Source organism: Flavobacterium algoris (assembly GCF_048158525.1).
In the GTDB taxonomy this organism is placed as follows: domain Bacteria; phylum Bacteroidota; class Bacteroidia; order Flavobacteriales; family Flavobacteriaceae; genus Flavobacterium; species Flavobacterium algoris.
Genome location: NZ_JBLNKT010000003.1, coordinates 98,092 through 123,484 on the forward strand (window position 1 = coordinate 98,092; position 25,393 = coordinate 123,484).

Sequence of the window (25,393 nt, forward strand, 5' to 3'; positions counted from 1 at the left end):
TAATTTTTTGTATAATTGTTTGTAAGCTTTCGCAAAATGCTTCCTAAAAGGGAGCAAATATAAAGCAAAATATTAGTTCAACAAGGCTTTTGCGTGATTTAAGGCTGATTCAGAAACGATTGTTCCTGATAACATTTGCGCAATTTCCACTACTCTGTCTTCCTCGTTTAATAACTTTAATTCCGATTGTGTATCGTCACCAACGGTCGATTTAAATACTTTGAAATGTGCATTCCCTTTTGCAGCGATTTGAGGTAAATGCGTAATGGCAAAAATTTGCATTTCCTGACTCATTTCCTTCATAATTTCACCCATACGTATGGCAATTTCTCCGGAAACACCAGTATCAATTTCGTCAAAAATTAGTGTTGGCAATTTTGAATATTGCGCTAATATAGCTTTAACAGCCAGCATAATTCTTGACATTTCCCCACCGGAAGCCACTTTTTTCAATAAACCAAAATCAGTTCCTTTATTGGCAGAAAATAAAAATTGAAGTTCATCTTTCCCATTTTGAAAATACGTTTCAGCAGCATTAATGTCGATTTTGAAACGGACATTAGGCATTCCTAACGTTTCTAAAATCGAAACCAATTTTTGAGATAAAACCGGAATCGATACCAATCTATTATCATGAATTATAGTCGACATGGCGTCTAATGTCGTTGTTTTTTGTTCTATCGAATGCGTCAATGCGATAATTTCTTCTTCGATATTTCCTAATTCTAAAACTGAATTTTCTAAGTTACTTTGAATTTTCAGCAATTCATCAACCGTAGAAACCTGATGTTTCTTTTGCAAATTAAAAATAACCTGTAGCTTTTGGCTAATTAAGTCCAATTGCTCCGGATCATTAATAAGTTTTTCGGAACAACGATTCATCTCTTCTGAAATATCATCAAACTCAATCGTTACGCTTGTAATTCTATCTAATAAAGATTGATATTCAGTAGAAAAAGAGGCGATTTTTTGTAATGAAACCTTGATTTCATTCAAATTATGCATAACACCAATTTGTTCTTCATTGGCTATAGCCAAAGACCTATCGATAGACTCTTTAATAATCTCAACATTATTCAGTTTTTCAAAATCAGCTTCAAGAGTTTCTTGTTCACCTGATTTTAATTGCGCCGCAACCAATTCATCCAATAAAAAAGTATTATATTCCTGTTCCTTCTTAGATTCGATTTGTTTTTTCAACAGCGAATTCAATTTGGATTTATCAGATTTATAACTTTTCAAAAGCGATTGGTAATCCAAAATCGTCTCTTTATTATTGGCAATGGCATCGATAATATCGAACTGAACATTTTCATCCGAAAGTTCTTGAGTTTGCTGTTGCGAATGAATATCAATTAAGAACAAACTCAATTCCTGAAGTTCCTGAAGATTTACGGGACTGTCATTGATAAAAGCCCTGGATTTACCTGAAGGCAGGATTTCGCGTCTAATTATAGTTTCATTTTCATAGTCTAAATCATTGGCGTCAAAAAAAGGTAACAAATTATACTTTGAAATTTCAAAATGAGCTTCAATGATGCATTTTTCTTCCTTGTTCTTCAAAGAAGTCAAGTCGGCTCTTTTTCCTAAAACTAGTCCTAATGCTCCTAAAATTATTGATTTACCAGCTCCCGTTTCTCCTGTTATTGTTGAGAAACCTTTTGAAAAATCGATAGTCAATTTTTCTATTAAAGCATAGTTTTTTATCGAAAGTGACGTTATCATTTATATATTGTTTTGGGATGAGGAGCTAAAGATTAATTTAAAAAATTGAAAACCAATTAATATTTTATTAGCACCCATTTACTTGAATTCAAAGGAGAAATTTTATTCAGATTATCAACTAAATCTGATATTGTAATACTTGGACCACCAGAAAATATAGATACTATTTCATCTGATTTAGCATCAAAAAAGACACGCGTCAAAAAGGCATTAGGTCTTGAAGAATTTAATTTTGACAAATTAATTAACGATCCTTTTATTTTTTCTTTCGAAGCTTTTAAATCTTGACTCATTAAGTCTAATCCGGTATGATAGTCATACATAGTTTGTCTCACTAGTTTAAATGCAGGTGATAAAATATCGTTTATCAAAAAATATCTGTTTTGATTTCCATCTGTTTGTCCCCAACCTTTAGACCCTCCTTGTTGTGCCACATTGGAAATATTCTGGGCTATTTCAAAATTTGGATTTCCTGATTCCAAAACAAACGTATCTGAATCCATTCCTAAAATTACATAACTGTAAAAAGCAATTACTGAAACTAAATTAGAATCGAAAGTAGTTGGATTAAAAATTAAATTTTCGAACTCAGTATATCTAAAACTAAAGTCTTTATCATTAAAATTTAGTACTGGAGATGCGTAGGAGGAATTAAAAATAGGTCTTGATGATTGTACCTGAATAGTGGCAGTAAATTGATCCGAACTATTTGATGAAACGGTAATATACATCGAGCAATTAATCTTTTCATTTTGTTTAAAAGTCTGCCCTGTCCAATCCGTTTTATTTACAAATTCACTTATTGATGTTTCCAGCGTCTTGAAAACTTGCTGATTTGCATTACTTAATTTTTGTGCATTTACTGTCACAGTACAATTTAACTGTTGCGCTTGCGAAAGCCCAAAAGTCAGTAGTAAAAGAAAAGTAATTATTTTATGCATAAAAGTGTGCTATTACTTTGTTTAATATATCATCTGCAACTGCTTCTTTTGATTTTAATTCCATGGCTTCGATAGTAAAAAACTTATCTATAAAAGTAATTTTATTTGTTGTCTTTCCAAAACCGGCTCCTTCATCTTGCAATGAATTTAGAACTATCAAATCTAAGTTTTTTTTCTGAATTTTCAGCTTCGCATTTTCAATTTCATTTTCTGTTTCTAAAGCAAAACCAATTAAAAACTGATTTTTTTTACTTTCCCCAAAAGAAGCTAAAATATCTTTTGTTTTCTCCAGCTCAATAGTAAAATCATCTGCATTCTTTTTGATCTTTTGCAACGCTAGATTCTTAGGCTTATAATCCGCTACAGCAGCAGCAGCAATAGCAACATCTACAGCAGCATAATATTGATGACATGCATCATACATTTCCTGAGCAGAAACTACAGGAATCACTTTTATTAATGGATTAGTAGCTTTACAATGTGTAGGCCCAGTAACTAATACTACTGAAGCTCCCAAATTTGCAGCACTAGAGGCAATATCAAAACCCATTTTTCCTGAAGAATGATTTCCTATAAAACGTACAGGATCTATTGCTTCGTATGTGGGACCGGCAGTAATTAATATTTTTTTTCCTTTTAATGGCAATCTGCTTTCTAAATCAGCTTCAATAAATGCAGCAATATGTTCCGGTTCGGCCATTCTTCCTTCTCCTGAAAGTCCACTGGCTAATTCTCCGCTTTCAGCAGGAATTATAGTATCTCCAAATTCAGTAAGTGAGAAAAAATTAGCAACGGTGGATGGATGTTTGTACATATCCAAATCCATTGCGGGCACATAATAAACAGGACATTTTGCCGATAAATAGGCTGCAATCAGAAGATTATCACAAGTACCATTTGCCATTTTCGACAAGGTATTTGCAGTAGCTGGAGCAATAACCATCAAATCAGCCCAAAGTGCTAATTCAACATGATTGTTCCATTTCTCGTTCTCGTCGTCTTGATTGTAAAAACTGGAAAATACAGGATTTTTAGATAACGTAGATAACGTTAATGGAGTTATAAAATCCTTAGAAGCAGGTGTCATTATCACTTGGACATGTGCACCTGCTTTTATGAAAAGTCGTACTAATGAAGCTGTTTTATAGGCTGCAATTCCACCAGAAATACCTAGCAAAATTTTCTTACCGTTTAAAACTGACATTACTACTATTACTTATTTGAATCTCTGTGGTAGATTTTACCATCTAACCATTCTTGAACTGCTAAAGCGTGAGGCTTAGGCAATTTTTCGTAAAATTTTGAAACCTCAATTTGTTCTTTGTTTTCAAAAACTTCTTCAAGACTGTCATTATATGTAGCAAATTCTTCCAATTTCTCAGTCAATTCTTTTTTGATTTCAGAATTGATTTGGTTTGCTCTTTTAGCCATAATGGTTATCGCTTCATACACGTTACCAGTAGGTTCTTCAATAACATTCTTATTGTATGTTATTGTATTTACTGGAGCATTCGTCTTTTTTAAATCCATGACTTTATTTATTTAGTAAATTTTTGTAAATCTTTATCAATCCTAGCGAACATTTCGTCTGCTTTCTTTTTGTATTTTGTATTGGCATCAAATTTCACTAAATTTGAGTGTGCCACTTTTGCAACATTTAATCGCTCTTCCATTTTTGCAGGAATACTATTGATTGCCAGTTGATAAGCCGAATCATATTTGTAAAATAAGGCATCTTCCTTGAATTTTGTTCCGGGATAATCCGCTATAAAATTATCAAAAGCAATTATCGCTGATTTATAATCTGAAATAGTATTGTATCCTTTTGCATTTTCATAAACTTTCTTCTCTATTTTATCGCTTAGCACTTTTAAAGTTGCATTTGCGTCTGCTAAATATTCTGAATTAGGATACGAATCAATAAAAGATTGTAATTTATCTATCGCTTTCACAGTATCTGCCTGATCCAAGCTGTAAGCCGGTGATAATTTAGAATAACTCTTAGCACCTAAATAAGCAGCTTCCTGTATTTTTTCACTTTTTGGATAACCCGAAACAAAACTTTCAAATTGATATCCCGCTAAATAATATTGTTTGGTTTTATAATATGACTGAGAAAACATATAAAACAATTTTTCCGCCTGAGGTTTCCCTCTATATGCCGGAGCTATTTGCTCAAAAAGACGAATTGCTTTTGAATATTTCCCAGCATCGTACAATTTAGTAGCTATATCAAATTTTACAGCAACATCTTCGGTTTTTAATGCTTTTTGATATTCGTTACAAGAACTAAAAAGTGCAACAAGAAGCAATAGAGATATTATTTTTTTCATTTTTTTACTTTTTTTACGATTCCATAGTTGTATTCAACCTACAGAAAATCATACCGAAGTTTCGGTGGCAAATTTAGTTATTAATTTAGCTACTACAAAATATATTTTTGCATAAAAAAAGACGCAGCTTTTTAAGCTTGCTTATTCATTTTTTCAACAAATTGACCAATTCTGTTAGCCAACGATTCATCAACATTTACTAATGGTAGACGCACTGTATTTTCAGCGATTCCCAGTGAGAGAAACACTTGTTTGATTCCTGCAGGATTTCCCTGCTCAAAAATCATATCGATACAATCTGATAAAAGGTATTGTGTTTTGAACGCTTCATCTACTTTTTTATTTAAACCCAATCGAATCATTTCAGAGAATTCTTTTGGAAAACCTTGCCCAATTACGGATATAACGCCAGATCCACCCGCCAAAATCATTGGCAAAGCAATCATATCATCGCCAGAAATCACAAGAAAATCCTTTGGTTTATTTTTCAATATTTGCATCGCTTGAACAATGTCACCAGCCGCTTCCTTGATAGCAACTACATTTTCAAAATCATTTGCTAAACGCAAAACTGTTGACGACATCATATTACTTGCCGTTCTCCCTGGTACATTGTATAAAATCACAGGAATCGGAGAAGCTTCAGCAACAGCTTTAAAGTGTTGGTAAATCCCTTCCTGGGTTGGTTTATTATAATATGGCGAAACCGAAAGTATAGCCGCAAACTGTGATAAATCTCTAGTTTTAAGTTCCCCAACAACTTTCATTGTATTATTACCCCCAACACCTAATACCAATGGCAATCTTCCATTATTAGTTTCTATTACCGTCTTGATAACTAATTCTTTTTCATCTTGGGACAATGTTGCATTTTCAGCAGTTGTACCAAGTACGACAAGGTATTCAATTCCATTATCGATGGAAAAATTTACAATTCTTTTTAATGCTTCCGTATCAATTGAAAAATCCTTGTTAAATGGCGTTACAAGGGCAACACCTGTTCCTATTAATGATTGCATATGGGATTATAATTTGTTTAATATTTTTAAATATCTAAATAATTCGTGGGTGAAAACTTTATAATTTTCGGCATTGGTATTGATTATCAAATGATTTAATCTTTTATCTATCGATGAAAATCCAACTTTAAATTGTGCTTTTGAATTATGAGTCACCACCATTAAAATTGCTTTTTCAACATCGTAATAATTGATTAGTAAATCAAACTTTTCGTTTACAAATTCATTTGCCTGTTGATTCGAAATCTCCCCTTTCCAATTGAGATGTTTCGCTCCAAAAGCAGGATGAGTCTGCGCATCGCTTTTTTTAAATTTATCTTTGTAAACAATAACTTTAATATTGTCTGCTGGAATTCCATTTGCGATTAATTCGCTAATCAAAGCGTCTTTTTCCGAAAAAGAACTGGCATCTATAAGTAAACCTACAGTTTGTATTGTAGTTGAAAGCGGACTGCTCTTAACATTATGCAAACTGTTTTTTAATATTTTTTTTACAGAAAAATCCTTTATGTAATTTAAAAACATATTACTTTTACTTGTTTACAAAATTAATTAATTAAGTCGCATTTGAAATGGTAAATCTAAAAAAGTATAACGATGTTTTAAAACTTTTTGTTATATTCTTAACATTTGTTTTTATTACTTCCTGTAGTAAACAAAATTATTACGTAACAAAGATAGAAGGCAAAAAAATCCCAATTGCTGAAAAGAAAAACCAAGCTCCTGACCCGAAACTAGATAGCGAACAAACAAAGTTAATTGAAAACTTTATCAAACCCTACCGCGACCACATTAATAAAGATTTAGACAGCATTTTGGCGTATTGTCCGGTAACTTTAGATAAAAATTCCGGTAAATGGCAGACCACTATTGGAAATTTACTGGCCGATGTTACCTTGATGCGAGGCAATTTAGTTTTTAATGCCCGAGAACAAAAGAATATCGATATCTGTTTATTGAATCACGGCGGCATTCGTTCTATTCTTCCAAAAGGAAATGTAACAACAAGAACAGCATTTGAGATTATGCCTTTTGAAAACAGCATGGTTGTTATTGCTTTAAAAGGAGAACAAATTTTAGAATTAGTTGATTATTTTATCTCCGAAAAAAAACCACATCCTTTATCCGGTATAACCTTTACAATTGACAAAAATAACACAGCCAAAAACATCTTAGTTCAAGGAAAACCAATTGAAAAAGACAAAATTTATTATGTGGGTACCAATGATTATTTATCCAATGGTGGCGACAATATGAATTTCTTCAAAAAAGGCGTTCAGAAATATGTTTTAGATTATAAATTACGAAATATTCTGATTGATTATTTCAAAGAAGTGGATACCATCCCTGTTGTAAATGATACCAGAATTACTGTTGAATAAAAAAGGATTCATTTAAAAAGAAGAAAATAGTTCATAAATATATAGCCCTAGCCCTGATGAAAGCAGCATCCTTTATGTTTTTTCTTTAAAAACATAAAGATATAGCGTACAGCAGGAAATAGCTCCAAAAAAACAAAAATGAAAAGAAGAGATTTTATCGAAAAAACCGCTGCTAGTACCGCTTTATTAAGTTTAGGATTGCCTTTGACCAGCTTTTCATCTATAGAGACGAGACACCTGACGATTCTACATACGAATGATGTGCACAGTTATATTGATCCTTTTCCTGCGGATCATCCCAGAAATCCTAATATGGGCGGCGTTGTACGAAGAGCGGCTCTTATAGAATCAATCCGAAAAGGAAATCCAAATGTGCTGTTGCTTGATGCCGGTGATATTTTTCAGGGAACGCCGTATTTTAATTATTACGGCGGTGAATTAGAATTTAAATTGATGAGCATGATGCAATATGATGCTTCCACGATAGGAAATCATGATTTTGATAATGGCGTTGAGGGTTTGTATGCTCAAATGCCTCATGCGAAGTTTGAATTCTTATCAGCAAACTATGATTTTAAAAACACGGTGATGGATGGTTTTGTAAAACCGTATAAGATATTTAATAAAAACGGAATTAAAGTGGGTGTTTTTGGCCTTGGAATAGAACTCGACGGATTAGTGGACAAAGGAATGTATAAAGAAACTGTTTACAACAATCCTGTTGAGACGGCGCAAGATATGGTTCGGATTTTAAAAAAAGAACAACAATGCGATGTAGTGATTTGTTTGTCGCATTTAGGGTATCAATACAAAGACGAACCCAATAAAATTTGTGATATGAAACTAGCGGAACTGACCCAGGATATTGACTTAATAATAGGTGGTCACACGCATACTTTTCTTGACAAACCAACGGTCGCAAAAAATCTGGTTGGTAAAGACGTTTTAGTAAATCAAGTGGGTTGTTATGGAATTAACTTGGGTAGAATTGATTTTTATTTGGATAATAATAAACAGAATGCATACAAAGGAACATCAATTATTGTTTAATTTTTCGGGATCTGAAATTCTGGAATACTCAACATCGATAACAAATTTATAAAAAAGCATAATGCAATGTTATGTTTATCAGCATTACCAATGGTCTAAAAACTGTTGGTGCCATACTAGAAAGATAATATTTTTCAATAAAAACTATAAAATATTGCGTCACCGATAACAATCCAAAAATTAATAACCAGGTATTATTTTTAACATTATTCAACACATAATTGGACAAAGCAATTCCGCCTAGAATGGAAATCAATATATTTTGAATGATCAGTAAAGGAATGAAGTCCCTAAGTTCTGTCAATTTAATTATATAATAAATTATCAGCACTCGATGTATTAAAAAGGCTACTAACCCTAAAAAAAGTATCTTTTCAGTATTTAGAATAAAAAAACATTTGTTATTAATGAGAAGAATATTGTTGCGAAAAATAGTTTATTTCTTTCATTTGAAGTATTCCAATACAAAATCATCAATAGTATTGAAATAAGAGGCTTTAGAAAAAAAAGTAATGGTTTATATGCAAATAGCTCCACAACATCTTCAACCGAAGCAACTGTGAAATAAAAATCTATAATCCATTTTTCAAGGCTATCATTATTTTTTACTATTGCCATTTACAGTTTCTAGTCTTCATTTATCAGTTTCATAAAATCATCTTCAGAAATTATTGGGATGTTCAGTTTATTGGCTTTTTCAAGTTTAGCCGGTCCCATATTATCTCCGGCAACAACATAATCTGTTTTGGCAGAAATAGAACTTCCCACTTTCCCACCGTTATCTTCAATAGCTTTTTTTAAATCGTCTCTGGAAAATTTCTCAAAAACTCCTGAAACAACAAAAGTTTTTCCAGAGAGTTTATCTGTGGCATTTGGGTTTATTTTCTCAACAATTTCAAATTGTACGCCATGTTTTTTTAATCTTTCAATAATAATTCTATTTTCTTGGTTTTCGAAAAAGTCAATTACACTTTGCGCAATACGGTCCCCTATTTCATCCACCAAAATCAAATCCATCAATGTGGCCTGACTCAATGCGTCTATATTTTTATAATGCTTCGCTAATTTCTTAGCGACCGTTTCACCAACAAATCGGATTCCAAGAGCAAACAAAACACTCTCAAAAGGAATGTTTTTCGAATTGGCGACCCCTTTCACTAAATTTTCAGCCGATTTTTGAGCCATTCTTTCCAAAGGAAGAATTTGCTCGACGGTCAATTCATATAAATTAGCGTAATTGTGAACCAGTCCATTATTGAAAAGCAATGCTACTGTTTCTCCGCCAAGGCCTTCAATATCCATCGCTTTTCGAGAAATATAATGCTGAATTCGTCCAATAATCTGTGGAGGACAACCATAAAAATTCGGACAATAATGATTTGCCTCGCCTTCATTTCGCACTAACTCAGTATTGCATTCCGGACAATTAGTAATGTATTTTGTGGGTTTTGTATTTTCTGGACGTTTGCTTAAGTCAACGGCAATAATCTTAGGGATTATCTCTCCCCCTTTTTCCACAAAAACAGTATCTCCTACACGAATATCCAATTTCTCAATTTGATCCGCGTTATGCAAAGAAGCACGTTTCACAATGGTTCCTGCCAGTTGCACCGGCTCTAAATTAGCCACTGGCGTAATCGCCCCAGTTCGCCCCACCTGATAAGAAATCGAATTCAATTTTGTTGAGACTTGTTCTGATTTGAATTTATAGGCAATTGCCCAACGGGGAGATTTAGCTGTAAAACCCAATTCGTCCTGATAATGAAACGAATTTACTTTTACCACTACGCCATCCGTTTCATACGGAAGAGTATGTCTGTGGGTGTCCCAATAATCTATGAATTGGAAAACTTCTTCTAGATTTCGAGCCAGTTTTGCTTCTTTTGGCGCTTTAAATCCCCATTCCCTTGCCGTTTCTAATCCTTCATATTGGGATTTAAAAGGCAGATTATTTCCAATTAAAAAATACAACAAACAATCTAAAGGTCTTTTTGCAACTTCGGCGCTGTCCTGCAATTTCAAACTTCCCGAAGCCGTATTTCTAGGATTTGAATACGGTAATTCCCCAATTTCGATTAAGTCCTGATTCATTTTTTCGAAACCGGCAAAAGGCAAAATAATTTCACCCCGTACATCAAATTTATCAGGGAAATTTCCTTTAAGTTTGAGCGGAATTGATTTTATGGTTTTAATATTATTAGTCACATCATCACCTTGAAAACCATCACCACGAGTAACTGCGCGTTTTAATTTTCCGTTTTCGTAAGTTATACTGATTGATGCCCCATCATATTTTAATTCGCAAGTATATTCTAATGGAACTTCTCCGAGAACTTTTTGAATCCGTTTTTCCCAATCAACTAATTCTTCTTTAGAATAGGAATTATCAAGAGAATACATTCGGTGTTCGTGAGGAACAGTTTGGAAATTTTTTGTAATAGTACCACCTACCCGTTGCGTAGGGGAATTTTCATCAAAGTATTCTGGATATTTATTTTCTAAATCTTGGAGTTGTTTTAACTTCAAATCAAAATCATAATCGGATATTATTGCTTTATCCAACACATAATAATTATAATTGTGCTGATTTAATTCCTCTCTTAAAATTTGAATTGTATTTTGAATATCCATAGAAAATAAAAATTGGCTATTTTAGTTTTTGAAAAAGTGTACTAAAATAACCAAATTAAAAGAAACTGCAATACAATTATGACTCTATAATTGTATTTATTTGTTTGTATAAAAGGCCATCACTTAAAAAAGAACCTTGTTGTACTAAAGCAAAAATAGAGGTATTACGCTCATCGGTAAACTCTTTTTTTCCTACTTTCATTTCAATCGTATCGGTAAACATGTTATCGCTAAGCCATTGCAATCCTTCTTTGGTCAGAAAATCAGTTTCGGGAACCAATGATTTCAAAACAATCGATTGAACATAGGTATCAAAACAATGAAAAAGAAAAATATGATTTTTAGAAAAATGTTCTAAATATTCTGCTTTTGTTAGAACCCCTTCCCAAATCAAATCAGAAAAAACATCTAGTTCTTGTTCTGCCACTTCCGGTTTTTCCCTTTTAATTTTATCCCACTCTGCTTTATCAATTGCTTGAGTAGCCAAAAAATTAGTGAATTCAGGTACTAATTCTTCAAATTGTTCTTTTGTTAATCTTGAGTATTTCATTCGTGTATTTTGATTTTAACTTTTGACATTTTGTTCTCTTTTGGATTCGATAGCTCATAAAAAAGCCCTCTCAAAGGAGAGGGCAAATTTAATGTATTTTTTATCTTTTCTAGAAAATATATCTGATACCAAATTGCGCTTGCCATCTTGAAGCTAAACTGGCATCATAACTGAAGGTTTTGGTTTGTGTTCCATTGAATGTATAAGTAGGAATATTTGCAGCATTAACCTTTACACCTATTGGTTGCACACTGATTGGTTGCTGAATTAATCCCCAATCTGAGTTCAATAAATTCCCTAGATTCAGAACATCAACACTAAATTGGATTGTATTTTTCTTTTCGGAAGCTGATGAAATTTTAAAATTATAATCTTGCATTAATTTAAGATCCCATTTTCCTCTCCACGGAGATAAAGCTCCGTAACGTTCTGCATACTGACCTCTTCTTCCATTCAAATAATCATCTTGTTTGATAAAATTATCAAATGCTGCACCTTGACCTGCACCCGAAAAAATCATAGCACTGATTTCAGCTGTCGTCGGAATATAAATCAAGTCATTTCCTGAGGCTCCATCATTATTAATATCGCCTCCGTAAGTATAATTGAAACGACCTCCTTGAGCATATTCAAAGAAAGTAGAAACTGTAGTTGCCCATTTATCATTTCCATATTTCCATTTTTTTGAAGCTACACCAATAAAACGGTGTGTATCTCCATATTTAGAATTAGAAAGAACATCATTATTAACATTTCCTAAAGCTGGGTTAAAATTAAAGGCATCACCAGTAATTTCTGCTTCGATAGAATTCACATCTTGCGATTTCAGATAGTTGTAGGCTAAACTAGCAAACAATCCATTATCAAAAGTTTTTTGCACTTTAACAGAAGTATTAAATGCACTTCCTTTTTTTGAATTAGTCAATACATACGCATGCGCTCTTGCTGGAAAACCATATTCATTCCAAGTACCATAATCATTAGAACCATAAATTGGTCTGTTATCAACACCATTCAATTGACTTGTAGGTGTTTTTAATCCCCAATCCTGAACATGGACTGCATTGATATCTTTATTATAAGACATATCTACTGTTAAAATATAATTATTTTCAAATTTATGGTCGATACCTAAACTTGTTCTCCAAACTTGAGGAAATTTAAAATTATTATTAACAACTTCATAGAAAAATGGATCTGTACCACCTACTTGATTACCAATCCATACAAATGGTAGCTTTCCAGTAAAAACACCTGTTCCACCACGCAATTGTGTTACTTTATTTCCATTTACATCCCAATTGAAACCTACTCTAGGTGACCATAACAATGCATTTCCAGGTAGTTTTGTAGAATCGAAATTTACAGTACTACCATCTTTTGGATTATAATAATTGATAGTTGGAACATACCCTTCTGAATTATCAGTGTCAATAAATTTCTGTATTAATTTTGAGGTATTAAAATACAATGGCTTATCAGCCCTTAATCCATAAATTAATTTGAAATTATCATTTATATTCCATTCGTCCTGAACATAAAATGCTAGTTGACCAACAGTAGTTTCAGCTAAATTCCAACCGCCATTTGCTCCGTCCTGAAGCGCGTTTTTTGTATCAAATGTTGTTTGAGCTGCAGCAATCGCAGAAGCATAATATCCACTTGCAATATTAGCATCAAAACCAGCCAAATCTGTAGTTCCAAAAACATCAAATCCATATCCTTTTAGATTAAATGAATTTTTGAAAATGAATTTCTCAAAAGAAAAACCTGCCGTATAGGTATGATTCCCTCTTATAACATTTAAATTATCTGTAATTTGAATTACTTTTTGATCTAATTTATTGTTGATTGAGAACGGTTCATGTCCAGCAATAATATATGGAGAACCATCCTTAGTTATGCTGATAACTGGTGCAGGAGCAGAAAATGGTCTTCTGAAATCATTAAAATGAGTATAACCCGCTTGTAGTTTATTAGTAACAATCTCGCTAAATTTAGAGTTCAACTCCACTAAGAAAGAGCTAATTTGATTGTTTATTTGGTATCCAGAGTTTTGAAACTGCATTGTATTAACATCTGGTCCTCTACGAAGAATCGCTGTAGGATGTGCAGGTTTATCTTTGGATGCATCCAAGAAATTATAAATAAAAGCTAATTTGTGATTGTCATTAATATTCCAGTCAAATTTAATAATTCCTTTATTGGAATTTGAATTGTGTGTAAATCCTTGATAAGCTCCAGTATTGTAACCTAACTTTCCTAATTCAGTAGAAACATGCATTAAATCAGTAGCTAAAACTCTAGATTCATTTACACCTGTTGTCGCATTTCCATCATTGGCAACAACATTGGAACCTAAATCGCTTCTTTTGTCAATTTCATAATTGGCAAAGAAAAATAATTTGTTTTTAACTATTGGACCTCCAATACTCAAACCTGCTTGTGTTTGCTCTAAAGAAGGAACAAATATTTTCTCTCCATGCACTTTATTACCTGTTAAATCTTGGTTTCTGTAAAAAGTATAAGCAGTACCATGAAATTCATTTGTACCTGATTTAGTTACAGCATTTACAGAAGCCCCTGTAAAACCTGATAAAGTCACATCATAAGGAGCAGTGGCAACCTGAATTTGATCAATAGCATCTAATGAAATTGGCTGAGAACTCGTTTGTCCACCGGGAGTTGCGGCATCTAATCCAAAAGGGTTATTAAATACAGCTCCATTCAACGAATAATTATTATATTGATCATTTCTACCTCCAAAAGATCCTCCGCTGGCAGAAGGCTCCAAACGTGTAAAATCCTCAGCTGATCTTGAGATTGATGGCAATACTGCCAATTCTCTTCTACCTATAGTAGTTTCGGCACCAGTTCTCCCACTTTGAAAAACTTTATTTTTAGTCCCTACGACTTTTACTTCTTCTAACTTTTGGCTTTCATCTTGCAAAATGATATCTAAACCAAATGCTTTACCTAATTCAAGATAAACATCATTGAATTCTTGATTTTTAAAACCTACAAACGAAACTACAATTTTGTATGGTCCGCCAATTCTCATGTTCAACATGTTGAATCTTCCATCAGCATTCGATAATGCAGAATATTTAGTTCCAGATGGAGTATGAATTGCAAGTACCGTTGCACCTGAGAGCAACTCATTACCAGAGCTTTTCACTATTCCCTTAATACTCGATGTTGTAGTTTGGCCTACCATCATATGAAGACCAAACACAAAAAACAATAAAGTAATAATTTTTTTCATTTATTTGAGTGTTAGTTATTTTGGCCAAAATTAGCCAAAAAAAAATCACTCCTAAGAGTGATTTTTATATTTTATTAACAAATTGTTAACTAAATTTTATTTTTCAGCAACAATTTCATAAGGTAATTCAATAATTACTTCTCTGTGCAATCTAACGTTAGCAGCATATTTTCCTGTACGTTTAACGATTCCACTAGTAATAAATTTTCTGTCAATTACTTGACCTCCTTTTGCTAATGCTTCAGCGATATCAATGTTCGTGATTGAACCGAATAATTTTTCACCACCTGCTTTTGCGAAAATTTTAATTTCAATAGCTTTCAAAGCTTCAGCCAATGCTTTTGCATCGTTTACTACTTTTTCTTCTTTGTGCGCTCTTTGTTTTAGGTTTTCAGCTAATACTTTCTTTGCAGAAGAAGTAGCTAAATGTGCGTGCCCTTGTGGGATTAAAAAGTTACGACCGTATCCGTTTTTCACATTTACTACGTCATCTTTAAATCCTAAATTTTGAACATCTTTTCTTAAAATAAGTTCCATGTTGTTGTCCTTTTTTATAGAAGTTAGGTTTCATATTTCAGAAAACCAACAAACTGTTAATTTTTATTATTTTAGTAAATCAGCCACATATGGCATTAAAGCTAAGTGACGCGCTCTTTTTACAGCTACAGACACTTTTCTTTGATATTTCAATGAAGTTCCTGTTAAACGACGTGGAAGAATTTTTCCTTGTTCGTTTACAAATTTCAATAAGAAATCACCATCTTTATAATCAATATATTTGATACCTGATTTTTTGAAACGACAATACTTTTTAGTTTTGTTTGTTTCTATGTTTAAAGGTGTAAGATATCTGATATCTCCATCTTTTTTTCCTGAAGCCGATTGTTGTAATGTTGCCATGATAATTAAGCTTTTGTAGATTTTAATTTAGTTCTTCTTCTTTCAGCCCAAGAAATAGCGTGTTTGTCTAAACTTACAGTTAAGAAACGCATTACTCTTTCGTCACGTCTAAATTCAGTTTCAAAAGCAATAAGAACTTCTCCTGCTACTTTGAATTCGAATAAATGGTAAAAACCACTTTTTTTGTTTTGAATTTCGTAAGCCATCTTTTTTAGACCCCAGTCTTCTTTCGATACCATTTCAGCTCCACGACTAGTAAGAAAATCTTCAAATTTGCTTACTGTTTCCTTTACCTGAACTTCAGATAAAACGGGATTTAAAATGAAAACAGTTTCATAATGATTCATAAATATTTTATTTATTTGTTAATTTGGCTGCAAAAGTAAACAATTATTTTAAATTAACAACGGTAATTTTACTTTATTCGTTGTATGGTAAAAAAAACCGATAAAGATTAGTTTTTAAAATAAATCTTTGTTAAATTTACTATTCCAAATCTTAAAACACAAAAATTATGAAACTTAATTGTGTAGTAGTTGATGATAGTTCCATTCAAAGAATGATCATCGCAAAGTTAGTGAATAATCACCCAAATCTGCATTTAATTGGTGATTTTTCTAATGCAATTGAAGCTAAAAGTTGTATGTCCGTACATAATGTGGATTTAATATTTCTAGATATCGAAATGCCAGTAATAAGCGGTTTTGATTTTTTAGATGGTTTAAAAATTAAACCACAAATAATCTTCATTACTTCTAAAGCGGAGTATGCCATGAAGGCATTTGATTATGATGCTACCGACTATCTGCAAAAACCTATTGCAATAGATCGTTTCAATGCATCGGTAAGAAGAGCAATCGATTTATATTCTCTTAAAAAAGAGAATAAAGAAGAAGAAGGGGAACATATTTTTATTAAGAGCAATCTGAAAAAATTAAAAATCTTCACTTCTAAAATTAAATGGATTGAAGCTTTTGGTGACTACGTTAGAGTTGTTACTGAAGAAGACAGCAACTTAGTACTTTCTACGATGAAATCTTTTGAAAATGATTTGTCCAAAGAAAAATTCATCAGAGTTCATAAGTCCTATATTATAAATATAGACAAAGTAGAGCGCTTCAACAGTAAGTTTGCCGAAATTGGAATTACTAAAATACCTTTGAGTAGAAATAAAAAAGAAGATTTAGTTAAAGCCCTATCATTTGCCTAAAATTACTTTTAATAAAAATCAACGTTTAGCGTAACTTTTATAGCTCTGTATTGAGCAACAGCCTCAAAACTATTCAATATCTTTTGGATAGTTTTTTTTGTGTTCGCTATAGACGTATTTTGTGGAATTTTAATTATAATCGTTCGTATGTATTCATTTCTAATTCTATTAATAGCTGGTTCCTCAGGACCTAATACCGGCATAGTAAGATTTTGACTCATAACTTGATACAACCACATAGCACCTTCCTTTAGCTTATCGAAATCGCGCTGTTTCAATGTCAGTTTTATGATCCTGAAATAAGGAGGATATTTATAGATTTGCCTGTCATACAATTGTTCTTGATACATTGCCAGATAATCATTATTGGTTACCTGCTGTATGGTATTGTGATTGGGATTGTACGTTTGAATAATCACTTTTCCTTGTTTCTCCGAACGCCCCGCCCTACCCGCTACTTGAGTCATCATTTGAAAACTTCTTTCGAATGCTCTAAAATCAGGATGATACAACATATTATCCGCATTCAGGATTCCTACTAAACTTACATTGTCAAAATCCAATCCTTTGGCAAGCATTTGTGTTCCTACTAAAACATCAATTTCTCTATTCTTGAAACTATCGATAATTTTCTCGAAACCAAATTTTCCTCGCGTGGTATCCTGATCCATCCTTCCTATTTTTGAATTTGGAAAAATAGAAATCAATTCTTGCTCTATCTGCTCGGTTCCAAAGCCCTTTGTAGTCAAATCAACACTGGAACACGAATGACAATGCGTAGGTTTTGCCATTGTATAGCCACAATAATGACAACGCAACTGGTTTTTATGCTTGTGATAGGTCAAACTCACATCGCATTGCTGGCATTGCGGAACATTGCCACAGGTGATGCATTCAATTATAGGAGAATAGCCTCTTCTATTTTGAAATAAAATCACTTGTTCGCCTAATGAAAGTGCTATATTGATTTCTTCAATTAAAACATCACTAAAATGTCCCGTCATTTTTTTTCGAAAGTATTTGTCTTTCAAATCCACCAATTCAATTTTTGGCATCATGACGTTTCCAAATCGCTTCGAAATTTCGACTAAACCATATTTTTCTGATTTTGCATTAAAATAAGTTTCTAAACTTGGTGTTGCTGAACCCAATAAAACTTTTGCTTTATGCAAATTAGCCAAAACCACCGCAGCATCTCGCGCATGATAACGCGGTGCTGGATCGACTTGCTTGAAAGTTTGTTCATGCTCCTCATCTACAATTATAAATCCCAGATTATGAAAAGGGAGAAACAAAGCGGATCGCGCTCCTATTACTATTTGTGCTTTCTCCGAATTTGCCAAAACTTGGTTCCAAACCTCAATCCGTTCATTATTGTTATATTTCGAATGAAAAACGGCTACTTTATTTCCAAAATAAGCTCTCAATCTTCCCACTAATTGTGTGGTCAAAGCAATTTCGGGCAATAAATACAATACCTGCTTTCCCGTTTCCAGGTATTCTTCAATAAGCTTAATATAAATTTCGGTTTTCCCGCTGGAAGTTACACCATGCAACAAACAGACTTCTTTTTGAGTAAAACTGTCTTTAATTTCTTCAAAAGCCGTTTGCTGCGCTTCACTTAGTTGCAGTTCATCTTCTCTTATTTTTCCATTGAAATTCACTCGGTCTTCCTGAAGAAAATAATCCTCAAATATTTCTTTTTCAATTAATGCTTTTATAATTCCCGAAGAGGAATTAGCCGCTTCAACCAATTTTTTAACAGTTATCGGTTTTTTTTCGGTAGCACTCAATTGAAAATAAGTCAGCACAATTTCCTTTTGTTTGTTGGCACTTTTCAAAGTTTCCAACAATTCGCTCAAACCTGCATTCGAATCGTATTTAGAATGCAAACGCACGTAACGAACTAACTTTGGTTTGTAACTTTCTGAAATTTCTTCCTGAAGTACCAATATATTTTTGTCAATCAATTTTTGAATAACAGGAAATATATTTTTCTTGTTTAAAATAGCGATTATGTCTTGCACTTTGAGCGAACTTTGTTGTTGCAAGGCTTGATAAACTAGATATTCATCATCCGAAAGCAGGCTTTCATCCACAAACAAATCTTGCTTTTGAGAAATTATGGTTTCGCTTTCCAGCAAAAGTGCGCTTGGCATAGCACCTCGATACACATCACCAATAGCACACATATAATAAGAAGCGATCCATTGCCAATGCGCAATTTGGATTTCAGTAACGATGGATTTTTCATCCAGAATTTGGTGAATTTCTTTGGCTTCGTATAAAGTGGGTTCATTTTGATGAATTTCAATAACCAGCGCCGTGTACATTTTACTTTTACCAAAAGGTACCGCCATACGCATTCCTTTCTTGATATAATGAAATTCGGCTTCAGAAACGCTGTAGGTAAAGGTTTTGGTAAGAGAAAGAGGTAAAATTACTTCGACGAAATGCATTTTTAGATTTTAGGTATTTATTATTATTTGGACGGATATTAAATTCATTCAATGTGAATTAACTTTTTACTCTGTACCAATATTGTGTTCGCCCAAACAATGAAATCCCAATAAAACCACGGACTTTAAGTTTGTCTTTTGATTCTAAAGTGATGTAACATTTATAAAGCTTCCCGTTTTTAGGATCTAAGATTTTACCTCTTGTATATTGATTTCCTTCTTTAGTCAATCCTTTTATTACTATCATTCCAAGAATAGGTTTGTTTTTATCCTCACCTGAACAATTGCTGCAAACTTTTCTTCTATGTTCTTCTTCGAGAATCTCAATTACTTTACCATAAATCTTTCCAGATTTCTCATAAATTTCCACTATTGATTTGGCTTTTCCAGTTTCATCATCAATTGTTTTCCATTTACCAATAACCGTTTGATTTTGACCATAGAAAATAGTAACAAAAAACAGTGTTATAATAACTAATCTACTTTTTTTCATGATGCTTGATTTTTTGCTTTTGCAAATTAGAGACCTCAAATTAATTAATTGTAAAATTAAACATTAAAAAGGAAAAGACTGTAATGAATAACAGGAAATAGATTCATAACTTCATTGGATTAAATCCTAAAAATTATTATTTTTAAATTGTTATACCTGTTATTTCGAAAACGTTTGAAACTTTAAATTTTGCTTCTTTACGCCTTTGTCACCCGAAATAAAATCAATAAATTAGCCACTTGAAATTCAACACAAAATAACAATGAAAAACACTGCGCTTACGCACATACACGAGAGTTTGGGAGCGAAAATGCTTCCGTTTGCCGGATACAATATGCCTATTTTATATGAAGGTGTGAATGCTGAACATGAAACGGTTCGAAATGCCGTAGGTGTTTTTGATGTTTCACACATGGGTGAATTCTTGCTTACCGGACCAAATGCGTTGGCTTTGATACAAAAAGTAACTTCTAATGACGCGTCTACTTTGACCATTGGAAAAGCACAATACTCTTGTTTACCAAACAATTATGACGGAATTGTAGATGATTTAATTGTTTACAAAATGAAAGACGAGCAGTATTTATTAGTCGTAAATGCTTCAAATATTGATAAAGATTGGGATTGGATTTCTGCTCATAATGATTTGGGGGTCGAAATGAAAAATTTATCTGATGATTATTCGCTATTGGCTATTCAAGGTCCTAAAGCTGTTGAAGCTATGCGATCATTAACTTCTAAGGACTTATCAGCTATTCCTTACTACCATTTTGAAGTGGGTGATTTTGCAGGAATTGATAACGTAATTATTTCAGCTACAGGATATACTGGTTCTGGAGGATTTGAGATTTATTGCAAAAATTCAGAAGTAGAACAAATTTGGAATAAGGTTTTTGAAGCCGGAGCTCCTTTTGGAATTAAACCAATTGGTCTTGCCGCTCGTGATACGTTACGATTAGAAATGGGATTTTGTTTGTACGGAAATGACATCAACGATACCACTTCTCCACTTGAAGCTGGTTTAGGATGGATTACTAAATTTACAAAAGAATTCACGAATTCTGAAAATCTAAAAAAGCAAAAAGAAGCAGGAGTTTCTAAAAAATTAGTAGCTTTTGAAATGCAGGAACGTGCCGTCCCAAGACATGATTATGAAATCGTTGATGCATCAGGAAATCCAATAGGAATTGTAACTTCGGGAACCATGTCGCCATCAATGAATAAAGGAATTGGTTTGGGTTATGTAACTATAGAAAACAGTGTTTTAGACAGCGATATATTCATTAGAATACGTAAAAATGATGTTCCTGCCAAAGTGGTAAAATTACCTTTTTACAAGAAATAAAAATTGAAAAAAGTAGCCATCTTTTTATTCTTCCTTTTTTCAAAAGAGCTCATTGCTCAATCTGAAACGAATGCCTGCAAGACTTTATCCAAAATTAATGCATTGGTCAAAGAGTTTCATTACAAACCTAAACCGATAAATGACAGTTTATCGGTTTATGTTTTTAATCATTTCCTAAAAGCTTTAGACGGTAAAAACGATTTATTTTTAGAATCCGAAATTAATAATCTAAAAAAACTCAAATACAGATTAGATGACAATATCATCCATTCAAATTGCAGTTTTTTAAACGAATTTTACATTACTTATCAAAAAGCAGTTAATCGTCATACTGCTATTATTGAAACCCTAAAAAAAGAAAGTTTCCCACTGAGCAGCCCCGAAATCATTAAGTCTCATAAAAACCCCACTCCATATTTAACAACAGAAGCAGATTTAAAAAAAATCAATAAAAAACGAATGCTTTTTGATGTGCTTAGTGAAATAGCACAAAGCAGTTCTAATAAAGACTCCCTTATAGCAGTATTTCCAAGTATTTCAGCAAATATAAAGCAAAAAATATTTGACGATTATACTTGCGAAGCAACCAAATATAACCTTACAACCGAGGAGTTTTACAACCTCTTTTTTACTGTTTTTTGTTCTTATTTTGACCCTCATACCGAGTTCTTTTCAACCAATCAAAAATCAGATTTTTTATCATCGGTAAGTTCTGATAATTATACTTTAGGACTTATCCTTTCAGTAAAAGAAAAGAATGACATCTCTATAGATGAAATATTACCCGGTGGTCCAGCATACTTTTCGGAAAAAATAGAGATAGGAGATCAAGTCATTAAAATAAAATCGAAACAAGAAGAATACTTAGTAAATTGTTATAATTTTGAAAAAATAGAAAAAATTTTAAGCTCTAATGAATACAAAAATGTCTGGGTAACACTTAAGAAAAAAAGTGGAGAAGTTTACACCACAAACCTCTCCAAACAAGTCATGAAAGATTATCAAAATAGTGTTTATAGCTATGTCCTGGAACGAGATAATCAAAAAACGGGCTATATTAAAATCCCTAGTTTTTATTCGACTTTGGAAAATGGAAAAACAAATGTTAGCGATGATGTAGCCAAAGAAATAGCCAAACTAAAAGAAGATAAAATTACGGGACTAATCATTGATCTAGAAAACAACGGTGGTGGTTCTATGGAAGAAGCCATTATGCTTTGTGGTTTGTTTATAAACACTCCCTATTTAGCGCAAGTCATTACCAAAACAAATCAAAAAGAAATCATTGGCAATCAAAAACCTAAAAATAGCTATACTGGTCCAATTATTATCTTAATAAATGGCTTTTCAGCTTCAGCAAGTGAATTTTTTGCTAACGTTATGCAAGATTATAATTTAGCCTTGATTGTAGGAACCAAATCATTAGGAAAAGCTACTATGCAAGAAATAGTTCCATTAAAAGATGAAAAAAATCAATTTTTAAAAGTAACAATAGGAGAATTTTATCGAGTGACAGGAAAAACTAATCAATACAATGGTATTTCCCCCGATATTGAAATCCCTAGTTTATTTGATGATCAAATGCCTAAGGAAAGTACTTATCCAACCGCTTTAAAAAATGATAAAATTGAAAGCATTATCGACACCAATAGATTCCCGATGAATGAAAAACAAAAACAAGCTATTACAGAGTACACCCAAAAATCCAAAACGAATATAGAATTTCAAAAAAACACCCGACTAAAAGCTACTTTTAATGAGTTTTTCACACAAGCGACAGTGGCTATACCTTTACAATTTAGTGCTGTTTTTAATAAATCGATTGGTTTTTCGAAACATTGGAAAGAGATAGAAGCATTTGTCAAAACCGAATATCCTTTTATTATAAGTAATACGAGTAATGACACTAAAAAAATACAAACAAATGATTACCTAAAATCTATAAATAGTACCCAAATTAAAAATTTAAAAAACAACTTTCGAGTTTTTGAATCTATAAAAATCATGGCAAACTTAAAATAGTAAAATGCTAATTTTTTAAAATTTATCACAAAAAAAACGATAGAAACTATTTTAAAACAATTGAATAATTCTATTTTTGCACTTAAATAAAATAAACTCATAAAGTAATGGGAAGAGCGTTCGAATTCAGAAAAGGAAGAAAAATGAAACGTTGGTCAGCAATGGCCAAAGCATTTACCAGAATTGGTAAAGATATTGTAATGGCTGTAAAGGAAGGTGGCCCAAATCCTGATGCTAACTCAAGATTAAGAGCAGTTATCCAGAATTCCAAGGCAGTTAATATGCCAAAAGAAAATGTAGAACGTGCAATCAAAAAAGCAACCGATAAAGATACCGCTAACTATAAAGAAGTTTTATTTGAAGGATATGCACCTCATGGAATTGCAATCCTAGTTGAAACGGCTACTGATAATAATAACAGAACTGTAGCTAATGTTAGAAGTTATTTTAACAAATGTAACGGTGCAATGGGAACACAAGGTTCGGTTGAATTCATGTTTGACCATACGTGTAACTTTAGAATTCCGGCAGACGGAATTGACCCTGAAGAATTAGAATTAGAATTAATCGATTTTGGCGCAGAAGAAGTTTTTGAAGACGAAGACGGTATTTTGATTTATGCACCCTTTGGAAGTTTTGGAACCATTCAAAAAGAATTAGAAAATAGAGGATTGGAAATTCTTTCTTCAGGATTTGAAAGAATTCCTCAAATAACTAAAAAACTATCTGAAGCTGAAGTTGCCGATGTAGAAAAACTAATTGAAAAACTAGAAGATGATGATGACGTGATGAACGTATATCACACTATGGAAGAAGAATAGCTATCAGATTGCAGTTTTAAGATTGCAGTTTTAAACTCCAGAGAAATCTGGAGTTTTTTTGTTTTTAATACTTAACCTTTACCATAAGAAAAGGTAATGAACTATACGTTAAAAAAACTCCCTTTAAAACTGAAAACTCCATCAACTTAAAGCTGATGGAGTTTTTTATCTTAATACTTTGTACTAATTACTTAATACTTCTTATTTTATAAATTCAATTTTTTGAGCTTCTTCTTCGTTAATACTATCAAAGAAACCTTGTTCATTCATCCAATCATCGCTAAATACTTTACTCATATAACGAGAACCATGATCCGGGAATATGGCAATTACATTGCTGTTTTTATCAAATTCACCCTCATCCGCATATTGTTTTATTGCTTGTAAAACTGCTCCGGATGTATATCCTACAAATAAACCTTCTTTTCTGGTAATCTCTCTGGCAGAATGCGCACTTTCTTCATCGGTAACTTTCATGAACTTATCAATAAGATCAAAATCAGTAGCAGATGGAATTAAGTTTTTACCTAAACCTTCGATTCTATAAGGATAAATTTCATCGTTATCGAATTCTCTGGTCTCATGGTATTTTTTTAATACCGAACCAAAAGCATCAACTCCAAGAATTCTAATGTTAGGATTTTGTTCTTTTAAGTATTTTGCTGTTCCGGAAATAGTTCCTCCTGTTCCGCTACATGCAATTAGGTGTGTAATTTTACCATTTGTTTGTTTCCAAATTTCAGGACCAGTAGATTTATAATGTGCATCAATATTCAATTGATTGAAATATTGATTGATATAAACAGAACCTTTCGTCTCTTCATGCAAACGTTTGGCAACATTATAATACGAACGCTCATCATCAGCGGAGACATGTGCCGGACAAACATAAACTTTTGCTCCTAAACTACGTAGCATATCTATTTTGTCTTTAGATGATTTAGAACTTACGGCAAGAATACAGTTGTAGCCTTTTATGATGCTTACCATGGCTAAACTAAAACCAGTATTCCCGGATGTAGTTTCGATGATGGTGTCACCAGGAGATAAAATCCCTCTTTTTTCAGCTTCTTCGATTATATATAATGCTATTCTATCTTTAGAAGAATGTCCTGGATTAAAAGCTTCTACCTTTGCGTAAAAATTACCATCTAATTCTTCGGTGACTTTATTTAGCTTAATAAGTGGAGTGTTACCTATTAATTCTAAAACATTATTATAAGCGTTTATTTCTTCTTTCATAAAAA

The 25,393-nt window shown here is 32.6% G+C and carries 24 protein-coding genes; 6 read left to right on the plus strand and 18 right to left on the minus strand.

Annotation, left to right across the window (positions count from 1 at the left end):
* Positions 1–72: 72 nt before the first annotated feature.
* From recN to ACM55I_RS02505, 7 genes are all read right to left on the minus strand, one after another.
* Positions 73–1,725 carry a DNA repair protein RecN gene (recN, locus tag ACM55I_RS02475; protein WP_416845196.1) on the minus strand — a complete coding sequence of 551 codons (1,653 nt, stop codon included), beginning with the start codon at positions 1,723–1,725 and terminating at the stop codon, positions 73–75.
* Positions 1,726–1,781: 56 nt separating this feature from the next.
* Entirely contained in the window at positions 1,782–2,666 is an 885-nt protein-coding gene (gene porD, locus ACM55I_RS02480) for a type IX secretion system protein PorD (RefSeq protein WP_416845197.1), read from the minus strand.
* On the minus strand, positions 2,659–3,870 hold the full coding sequence (coaBC, locus tag ACM55I_RS02485; RefSeq protein ID WP_416845198.1) for a bifunctional phosphopantothenoylcysteine decarboxylase/phosphopantothenate--cysteine ligase CoaBC: 1,212 nt from the start codon (positions 3,868–3,870) through the stop codon (positions 2,659–2,661). The genes porD and coaBC overlap by 8 nt, the downstream gene beginning before the upstream one ends.
* Positions 3,871–3,878: 8 nt before the next feature.
* Positions 3,879–4,196 carry a DNA-directed RNA polymerase subunit omega gene (locus ACM55I_RS02490; RefSeq protein ID WP_035671643.1) on the minus strand — a complete coding sequence of 106 codons (318 nt, stop codon included), beginning with the start codon at positions 4,194–4,196 and terminating at the stop codon, positions 3,879–3,881.
* An 8-nt stretch (positions 4,197–4,204) separates the two neighbouring features.
* Positions 4,205–4,999 (minus strand): outer membrane protein assembly factor BamD, encoded by a 795-nt coding sequence (locus ACM55I_RS02495; RefSeq protein ID WP_416845199.1) that lies wholly within the window; start codon positions 4,997–4,999, stop codon positions 4,205–4,207.
* Positions 5,000–5,130: 131 nt separating this feature from the next.
* Positions 5,131–6,018 (minus strand): 4-hydroxy-tetrahydrodipicolinate synthase, encoded by an 888-nt coding sequence (dapA, locus tag ACM55I_RS02500; RefSeq protein ID WP_416845200.1) that lies wholly within the window; start codon positions 6,016–6,018, stop codon positions 5,131–5,133.
* 6 nt (positions 6,019–6,024) lie between these two features.
* Positions 6,025–6,543 (minus strand): DUF6913 domain-containing protein, encoded by a 519-nt coding sequence (locus tag ACM55I_RS02505; protein ID WP_416845201.1) that lies wholly within the window; start codon positions 6,541–6,543, stop codon positions 6,025–6,027.
* Positions 6,544–6,590: 47 nt separating this feature from the next.
* Here ACM55I_RS02505 and ACM55I_RS02510 point away from each other — a divergent pair, with 47 nt between their 5' ends.
* Together ACM55I_RS02510 and ACM55I_RS02515 are read left to right on the plus strand one after the other, a co-directional pair.
* On the plus strand, positions 6,591–7,400 hold the full coding sequence (locus ACM55I_RS02510) for a 5'-nucleotidase C-terminal domain-containing protein (protein WP_416845202.1): 810 nt from the start codon (positions 6,591–6,593) through the stop codon (positions 7,398–7,400).
* A 138-nt stretch (positions 7,401–7,538) separates the two neighbouring features.
* A complete protein-coding gene (locus ACM55I_RS02515; RefSeq protein ID WP_416845203.1) occupies positions 7,539–8,450 on the plus strand; it encodes a bifunctional metallophosphatase/5'-nucleotidase in 912 nt (303 codons plus the stop codon).
* Between the two features lie 46 nt (positions 8,451–8,496).
* Here the strand turns inward: ACM55I_RS02515 and ACM55I_RS02520 are convergent, their stop codons facing one another.
* The 8 genes from ACM55I_RS02520 to rpsF all read right to left on the minus strand — a co-directional run bounded on the left by ACM55I_RS02520 (position 8,497) and on the right by rpsF (position 16,143).
* Positions 8,497–8,754, minus strand: coding sequence for a hypothetical protein (locus tag ACM55I_RS02520; protein ID WP_416845204.1), 258 nt, complete (start codon positions 8,752–8,754; stop codon positions 8,497–8,499).
* Between the two features lie 77 nt (positions 8,755–8,831).
* Positions 8,832–9,068 carry a hypothetical protein gene (locus ACM55I_RS02525; RefSeq protein WP_416845205.1) on the minus strand — a complete coding sequence of 79 codons (237 nt, stop codon included), beginning with the start codon at positions 9,066–9,068 and terminating at the stop codon, positions 8,832–8,834.
* A gap of 9 nt (positions 9,069–9,077) precedes the next feature.
* A complete protein-coding gene (ligA, locus tag ACM55I_RS02530) occupies positions 9,078–11,081 on the minus strand; it encodes an NAD-dependent DNA ligase LigA (RefSeq protein ID WP_416845206.1) in 2,004 nt (667 codons plus the stop codon).
* Positions 11,082–11,157: 76 nt separating this feature from the next.
* Complete coding sequence (locus tag ACM55I_RS02535) at positions 11,158–11,631, minus strand: DUF6495 family protein (protein ID WP_416845207.1); 474 nt, start codon at positions 11,629–11,631, stop codon at positions 11,158–11,160.
* 109 nt (positions 11,632–11,740) lie between these two features.
* Positions 11,741–14,896: a TonB-dependent receptor gene (locus ACM55I_RS02540; protein WP_416845208.1), complete on the minus strand. Its 3,156-nt coding sequence runs from the start codon at positions 14,894–14,896 to the stop codon at positions 11,741–11,743.
* A 96-nt stretch (positions 14,897–14,992) separates the two neighbouring features.
* Positions 14,993–15,433: a 50S ribosomal protein L9 gene (gene rplI / locus ACM55I_RS02545; RefSeq protein ID WP_039110588.1), complete on the minus strand. Its 441-nt coding sequence runs from the start codon at positions 15,431–15,433 to the stop codon at positions 14,993–14,995.
* A gap of 66 nt (positions 15,434–15,499) precedes the next feature.
* A complete protein-coding gene (rpsR, locus tag ACM55I_RS02550; protein ID WP_331577917.1) occupies positions 15,500–15,796 on the minus strand; it encodes a 30S ribosomal protein S18 in 297 nt (98 codons plus the stop codon).
* Between the two features lie 5 nt (positions 15,797–15,801).
* On the minus strand, positions 15,802–16,143 hold the full coding sequence (gene rpsF / locus ACM55I_RS02555) for a 30S ribosomal protein S6 (protein ID WP_035671622.1): 342 nt from the start codon (positions 16,141–16,143) through the stop codon (positions 15,802–15,804).
* 167 nt (positions 16,144–16,310) lie between these two features.
* On the opposite strand from rpsF, the gene ACM55I_RS02560 reads away from it, so the two are divergent.
* Positions 16,311–17,006: a LytR/AlgR family response regulator transcription factor gene (locus tag ACM55I_RS02560; protein WP_416845209.1), complete on the plus strand. Its 696-nt coding sequence runs from the start codon at positions 16,311–16,313 to the stop codon at positions 17,004–17,006.
* 8 nt (positions 17,007–17,014) lie between these two features.
* On the opposite strand, the gene priA is transcribed toward ACM55I_RS02560, so the two are convergent.
* A complete protein-coding gene (priA, locus tag ACM55I_RS02565; RefSeq protein WP_416845210.1) occupies positions 17,015–19,465 on the minus strand; it encodes a replication restart helicase PriA in 2,451 nt (816 codons plus the stop codon).
* A gap of 58 nt (positions 19,466–19,523) precedes the next feature.
* Entirely contained in the window at positions 19,524–19,958 is a 435-nt protein-coding gene (locus tag ACM55I_RS02570) for a DUF2147 domain-containing protein (RefSeq protein ID WP_416845211.1), read from the minus strand.
* A gap of 262 nt (positions 19,959–20,220) precedes the next feature.
* On the opposite strand from ACM55I_RS02570, the gene gcvT reads away from it, so the two are divergent.
* The 3 genes from gcvT (at position 20,221) to ACM55I_RS02585 (ending at position 24,146) form a co-directional block, all read left to right on the plus strand.
* Positions 20,221–21,303, plus strand: a complete 1,083-nt coding sequence (gene gcvT / locus ACM55I_RS02575; protein WP_416845212.1) for a glycine cleavage system aminomethyltransferase GcvT — start codon at positions 20,221–20,223, stop codon at positions 21,301–21,303.
* 3 nt (positions 21,304–21,306) lie between these two features.
* Positions 21,307–23,325 (plus strand): S41 family peptidase, encoded by a 2,019-nt coding sequence (locus ACM55I_RS02580; protein WP_416845213.1) that lies wholly within the window; start codon positions 21,307–21,309, stop codon positions 23,323–23,325.
* A gap of 107 nt (positions 23,326–23,432) precedes the next feature.
* Positions 23,433–24,146, plus strand: coding sequence for a YebC/PmpR family DNA-binding transcriptional regulator (locus ACM55I_RS02585; RefSeq protein ID WP_416845214.1), 714 nt, complete (start codon positions 23,433–23,435; stop codon positions 24,144–24,146).
* 201 nt (positions 24,147–24,347) lie between these two features.
* Here the strand turns inward: ACM55I_RS02585 and ACM55I_RS02590 are convergent, their stop codons facing one another.
* Positions 24,348–25,388 (minus strand): PLP-dependent cysteine synthase family protein, encoded by a 1,041-nt coding sequence (locus ACM55I_RS02590; RefSeq protein ID WP_416845215.1) that lies wholly within the window; start codon positions 25,386–25,388, stop codon positions 24,348–24,350.
* Between the last annotated feature and the right edge of the window lie 5 nt (positions 25,389–25,393).

Excerpts from the sequence above, each read along its gene's own strand:
- recN (WP_416845196.1), bottom strand. The coding sequence starts at position 1,725 with ATGATAACGTCACTTTCGATAAAAAACTATGCTTTAATAGAAAAATTG.
- porD (WP_416845197.1), bottom strand. The coding sequence starts at position 2,666 with ATGCATAAAATAATTACTTTTCTTTTACTACTGACTTTTGGGCTTTCG.
- coaBC (WP_416845198.1), bottom strand. The coding sequence starts at position 3,870 with ATGTCAGTTTTAAACGGTAAGAAAATTTTGCTAGGTATTTCTGGTGGA.
- ACM55I_RS02490 (WP_035671643.1), bottom strand. The coding sequence starts at position 4,196 with ATGGATTTAAAAAAGACGAATGCTCCAGTAAATACAATAACATACAAT.
- ACM55I_RS02495 (WP_416845199.1), bottom strand. The coding sequence starts at position 4,999 with ATGAAAAAAATAATATCTCTATTGCTTCTTGTTGCACTTTTTAGTTCT.
- dapA (WP_416845200.1), bottom strand. The coding sequence starts at position 6,018 with ATGCAATCATTAATAGGAACAGGTGTTGCCCTTGTAACGCCATTTAAC.
- ACM55I_RS02505 (WP_416845201.1), bottom strand. The coding sequence starts at position 6,543 with ATGTTTTTAAATTACATAAAGGATTTTTCTGTAAAAAAAATATTAAAA.
- ACM55I_RS02510 (WP_416845202.1), top strand. The coding sequence starts at position 6,591 with ATGGTAAATCTAAAAAAGTATAACGATGTTTTAAAACTTTTTGTTATA.
- ACM55I_RS02515 (WP_416845203.1), top strand. The coding sequence starts at position 7,539 with ATGAAAAGAAGAGATTTTATCGAAAAAACCGCTGCTAGTACCGCTTTA.
- ACM55I_RS02525 (WP_416845205.1), bottom strand. The coding sequence starts at position 9,068 with ATGGCAATAGTAAAAAATAATGATAGCCTTGAAAAATGGATTATAGAT.
- ligA (WP_416845206.1), bottom strand. The coding sequence starts at position 11,081 with ATGGATATTCAAAATACAATTCAAATTTTAAGAGAGGAATTAAATCAG.
- ACM55I_RS02535 (WP_416845207.1), bottom strand. The coding sequence starts at position 11,631 with ATGAAATACTCAAGATTAACAAAAGAACAATTTGAAGAATTAGTACCT.
- ACM55I_RS02540 (WP_416845208.1), bottom strand. The coding sequence starts at position 14,896 with ATGAAAAAAATTATTACTTTATTGTTTTTTGTGTTTGGTCTTCATATG.
- rplI (WP_039110588.1), bottom strand. The coding sequence starts at position 15,433 with ATGGAACTTATTTTAAGAAAAGATGTTCAAAATTTAGGATTTAAAGAT.
- rpsR (WP_331577917.1), bottom strand. The coding sequence starts at position 15,796 with ATGGCAACATTACAACAATCGGCTTCAGGAAAAAAAGATGGAGATATC.
- rpsF (WP_035671622.1), bottom strand. The coding sequence starts at position 16,143 with ATGAATCATTATGAAACTGTTTTCATTTTAAATCCCGTTTTATCTGAA.
- ACM55I_RS02560 (WP_416845209.1), top strand. The coding sequence starts at position 16,311 with ATGAAACTTAATTGTGTAGTAGTTGATGATAGTTCCATTCAAAGAATG.
- priA (WP_416845210.1), bottom strand. The coding sequence starts at position 19,465 with ATGCATTTCGTCGAAGTAATTTTACCTCTTTCTCTTACCAAAACCTTT.
- ACM55I_RS02570 (WP_416845211.1), bottom strand. The coding sequence starts at position 19,958 with ATGAAAAAAAGTAGATTAGTTATTATAACACTGTTTTTTGTTACTATT.
- gcvT (WP_416845212.1), top strand. The coding sequence starts at position 20,221 with ATGAAAAACACTGCGCTTACGCACATACACGAGAGTTTGGGAGCGAAA.
- ACM55I_RS02585 (WP_416845214.1), top strand. The coding sequence starts at position 23,433 with ATGGGAAGAGCGTTCGAATTCAGAAAAGGAAGAAAAATGAAACGTTGG.
- ACM55I_RS02590 (WP_416845215.1), bottom strand. The coding sequence starts at position 25,388 with ATGAAAGAAGAAATAAACGCTTATAATAATGTTTTAGAATTAATAGGT.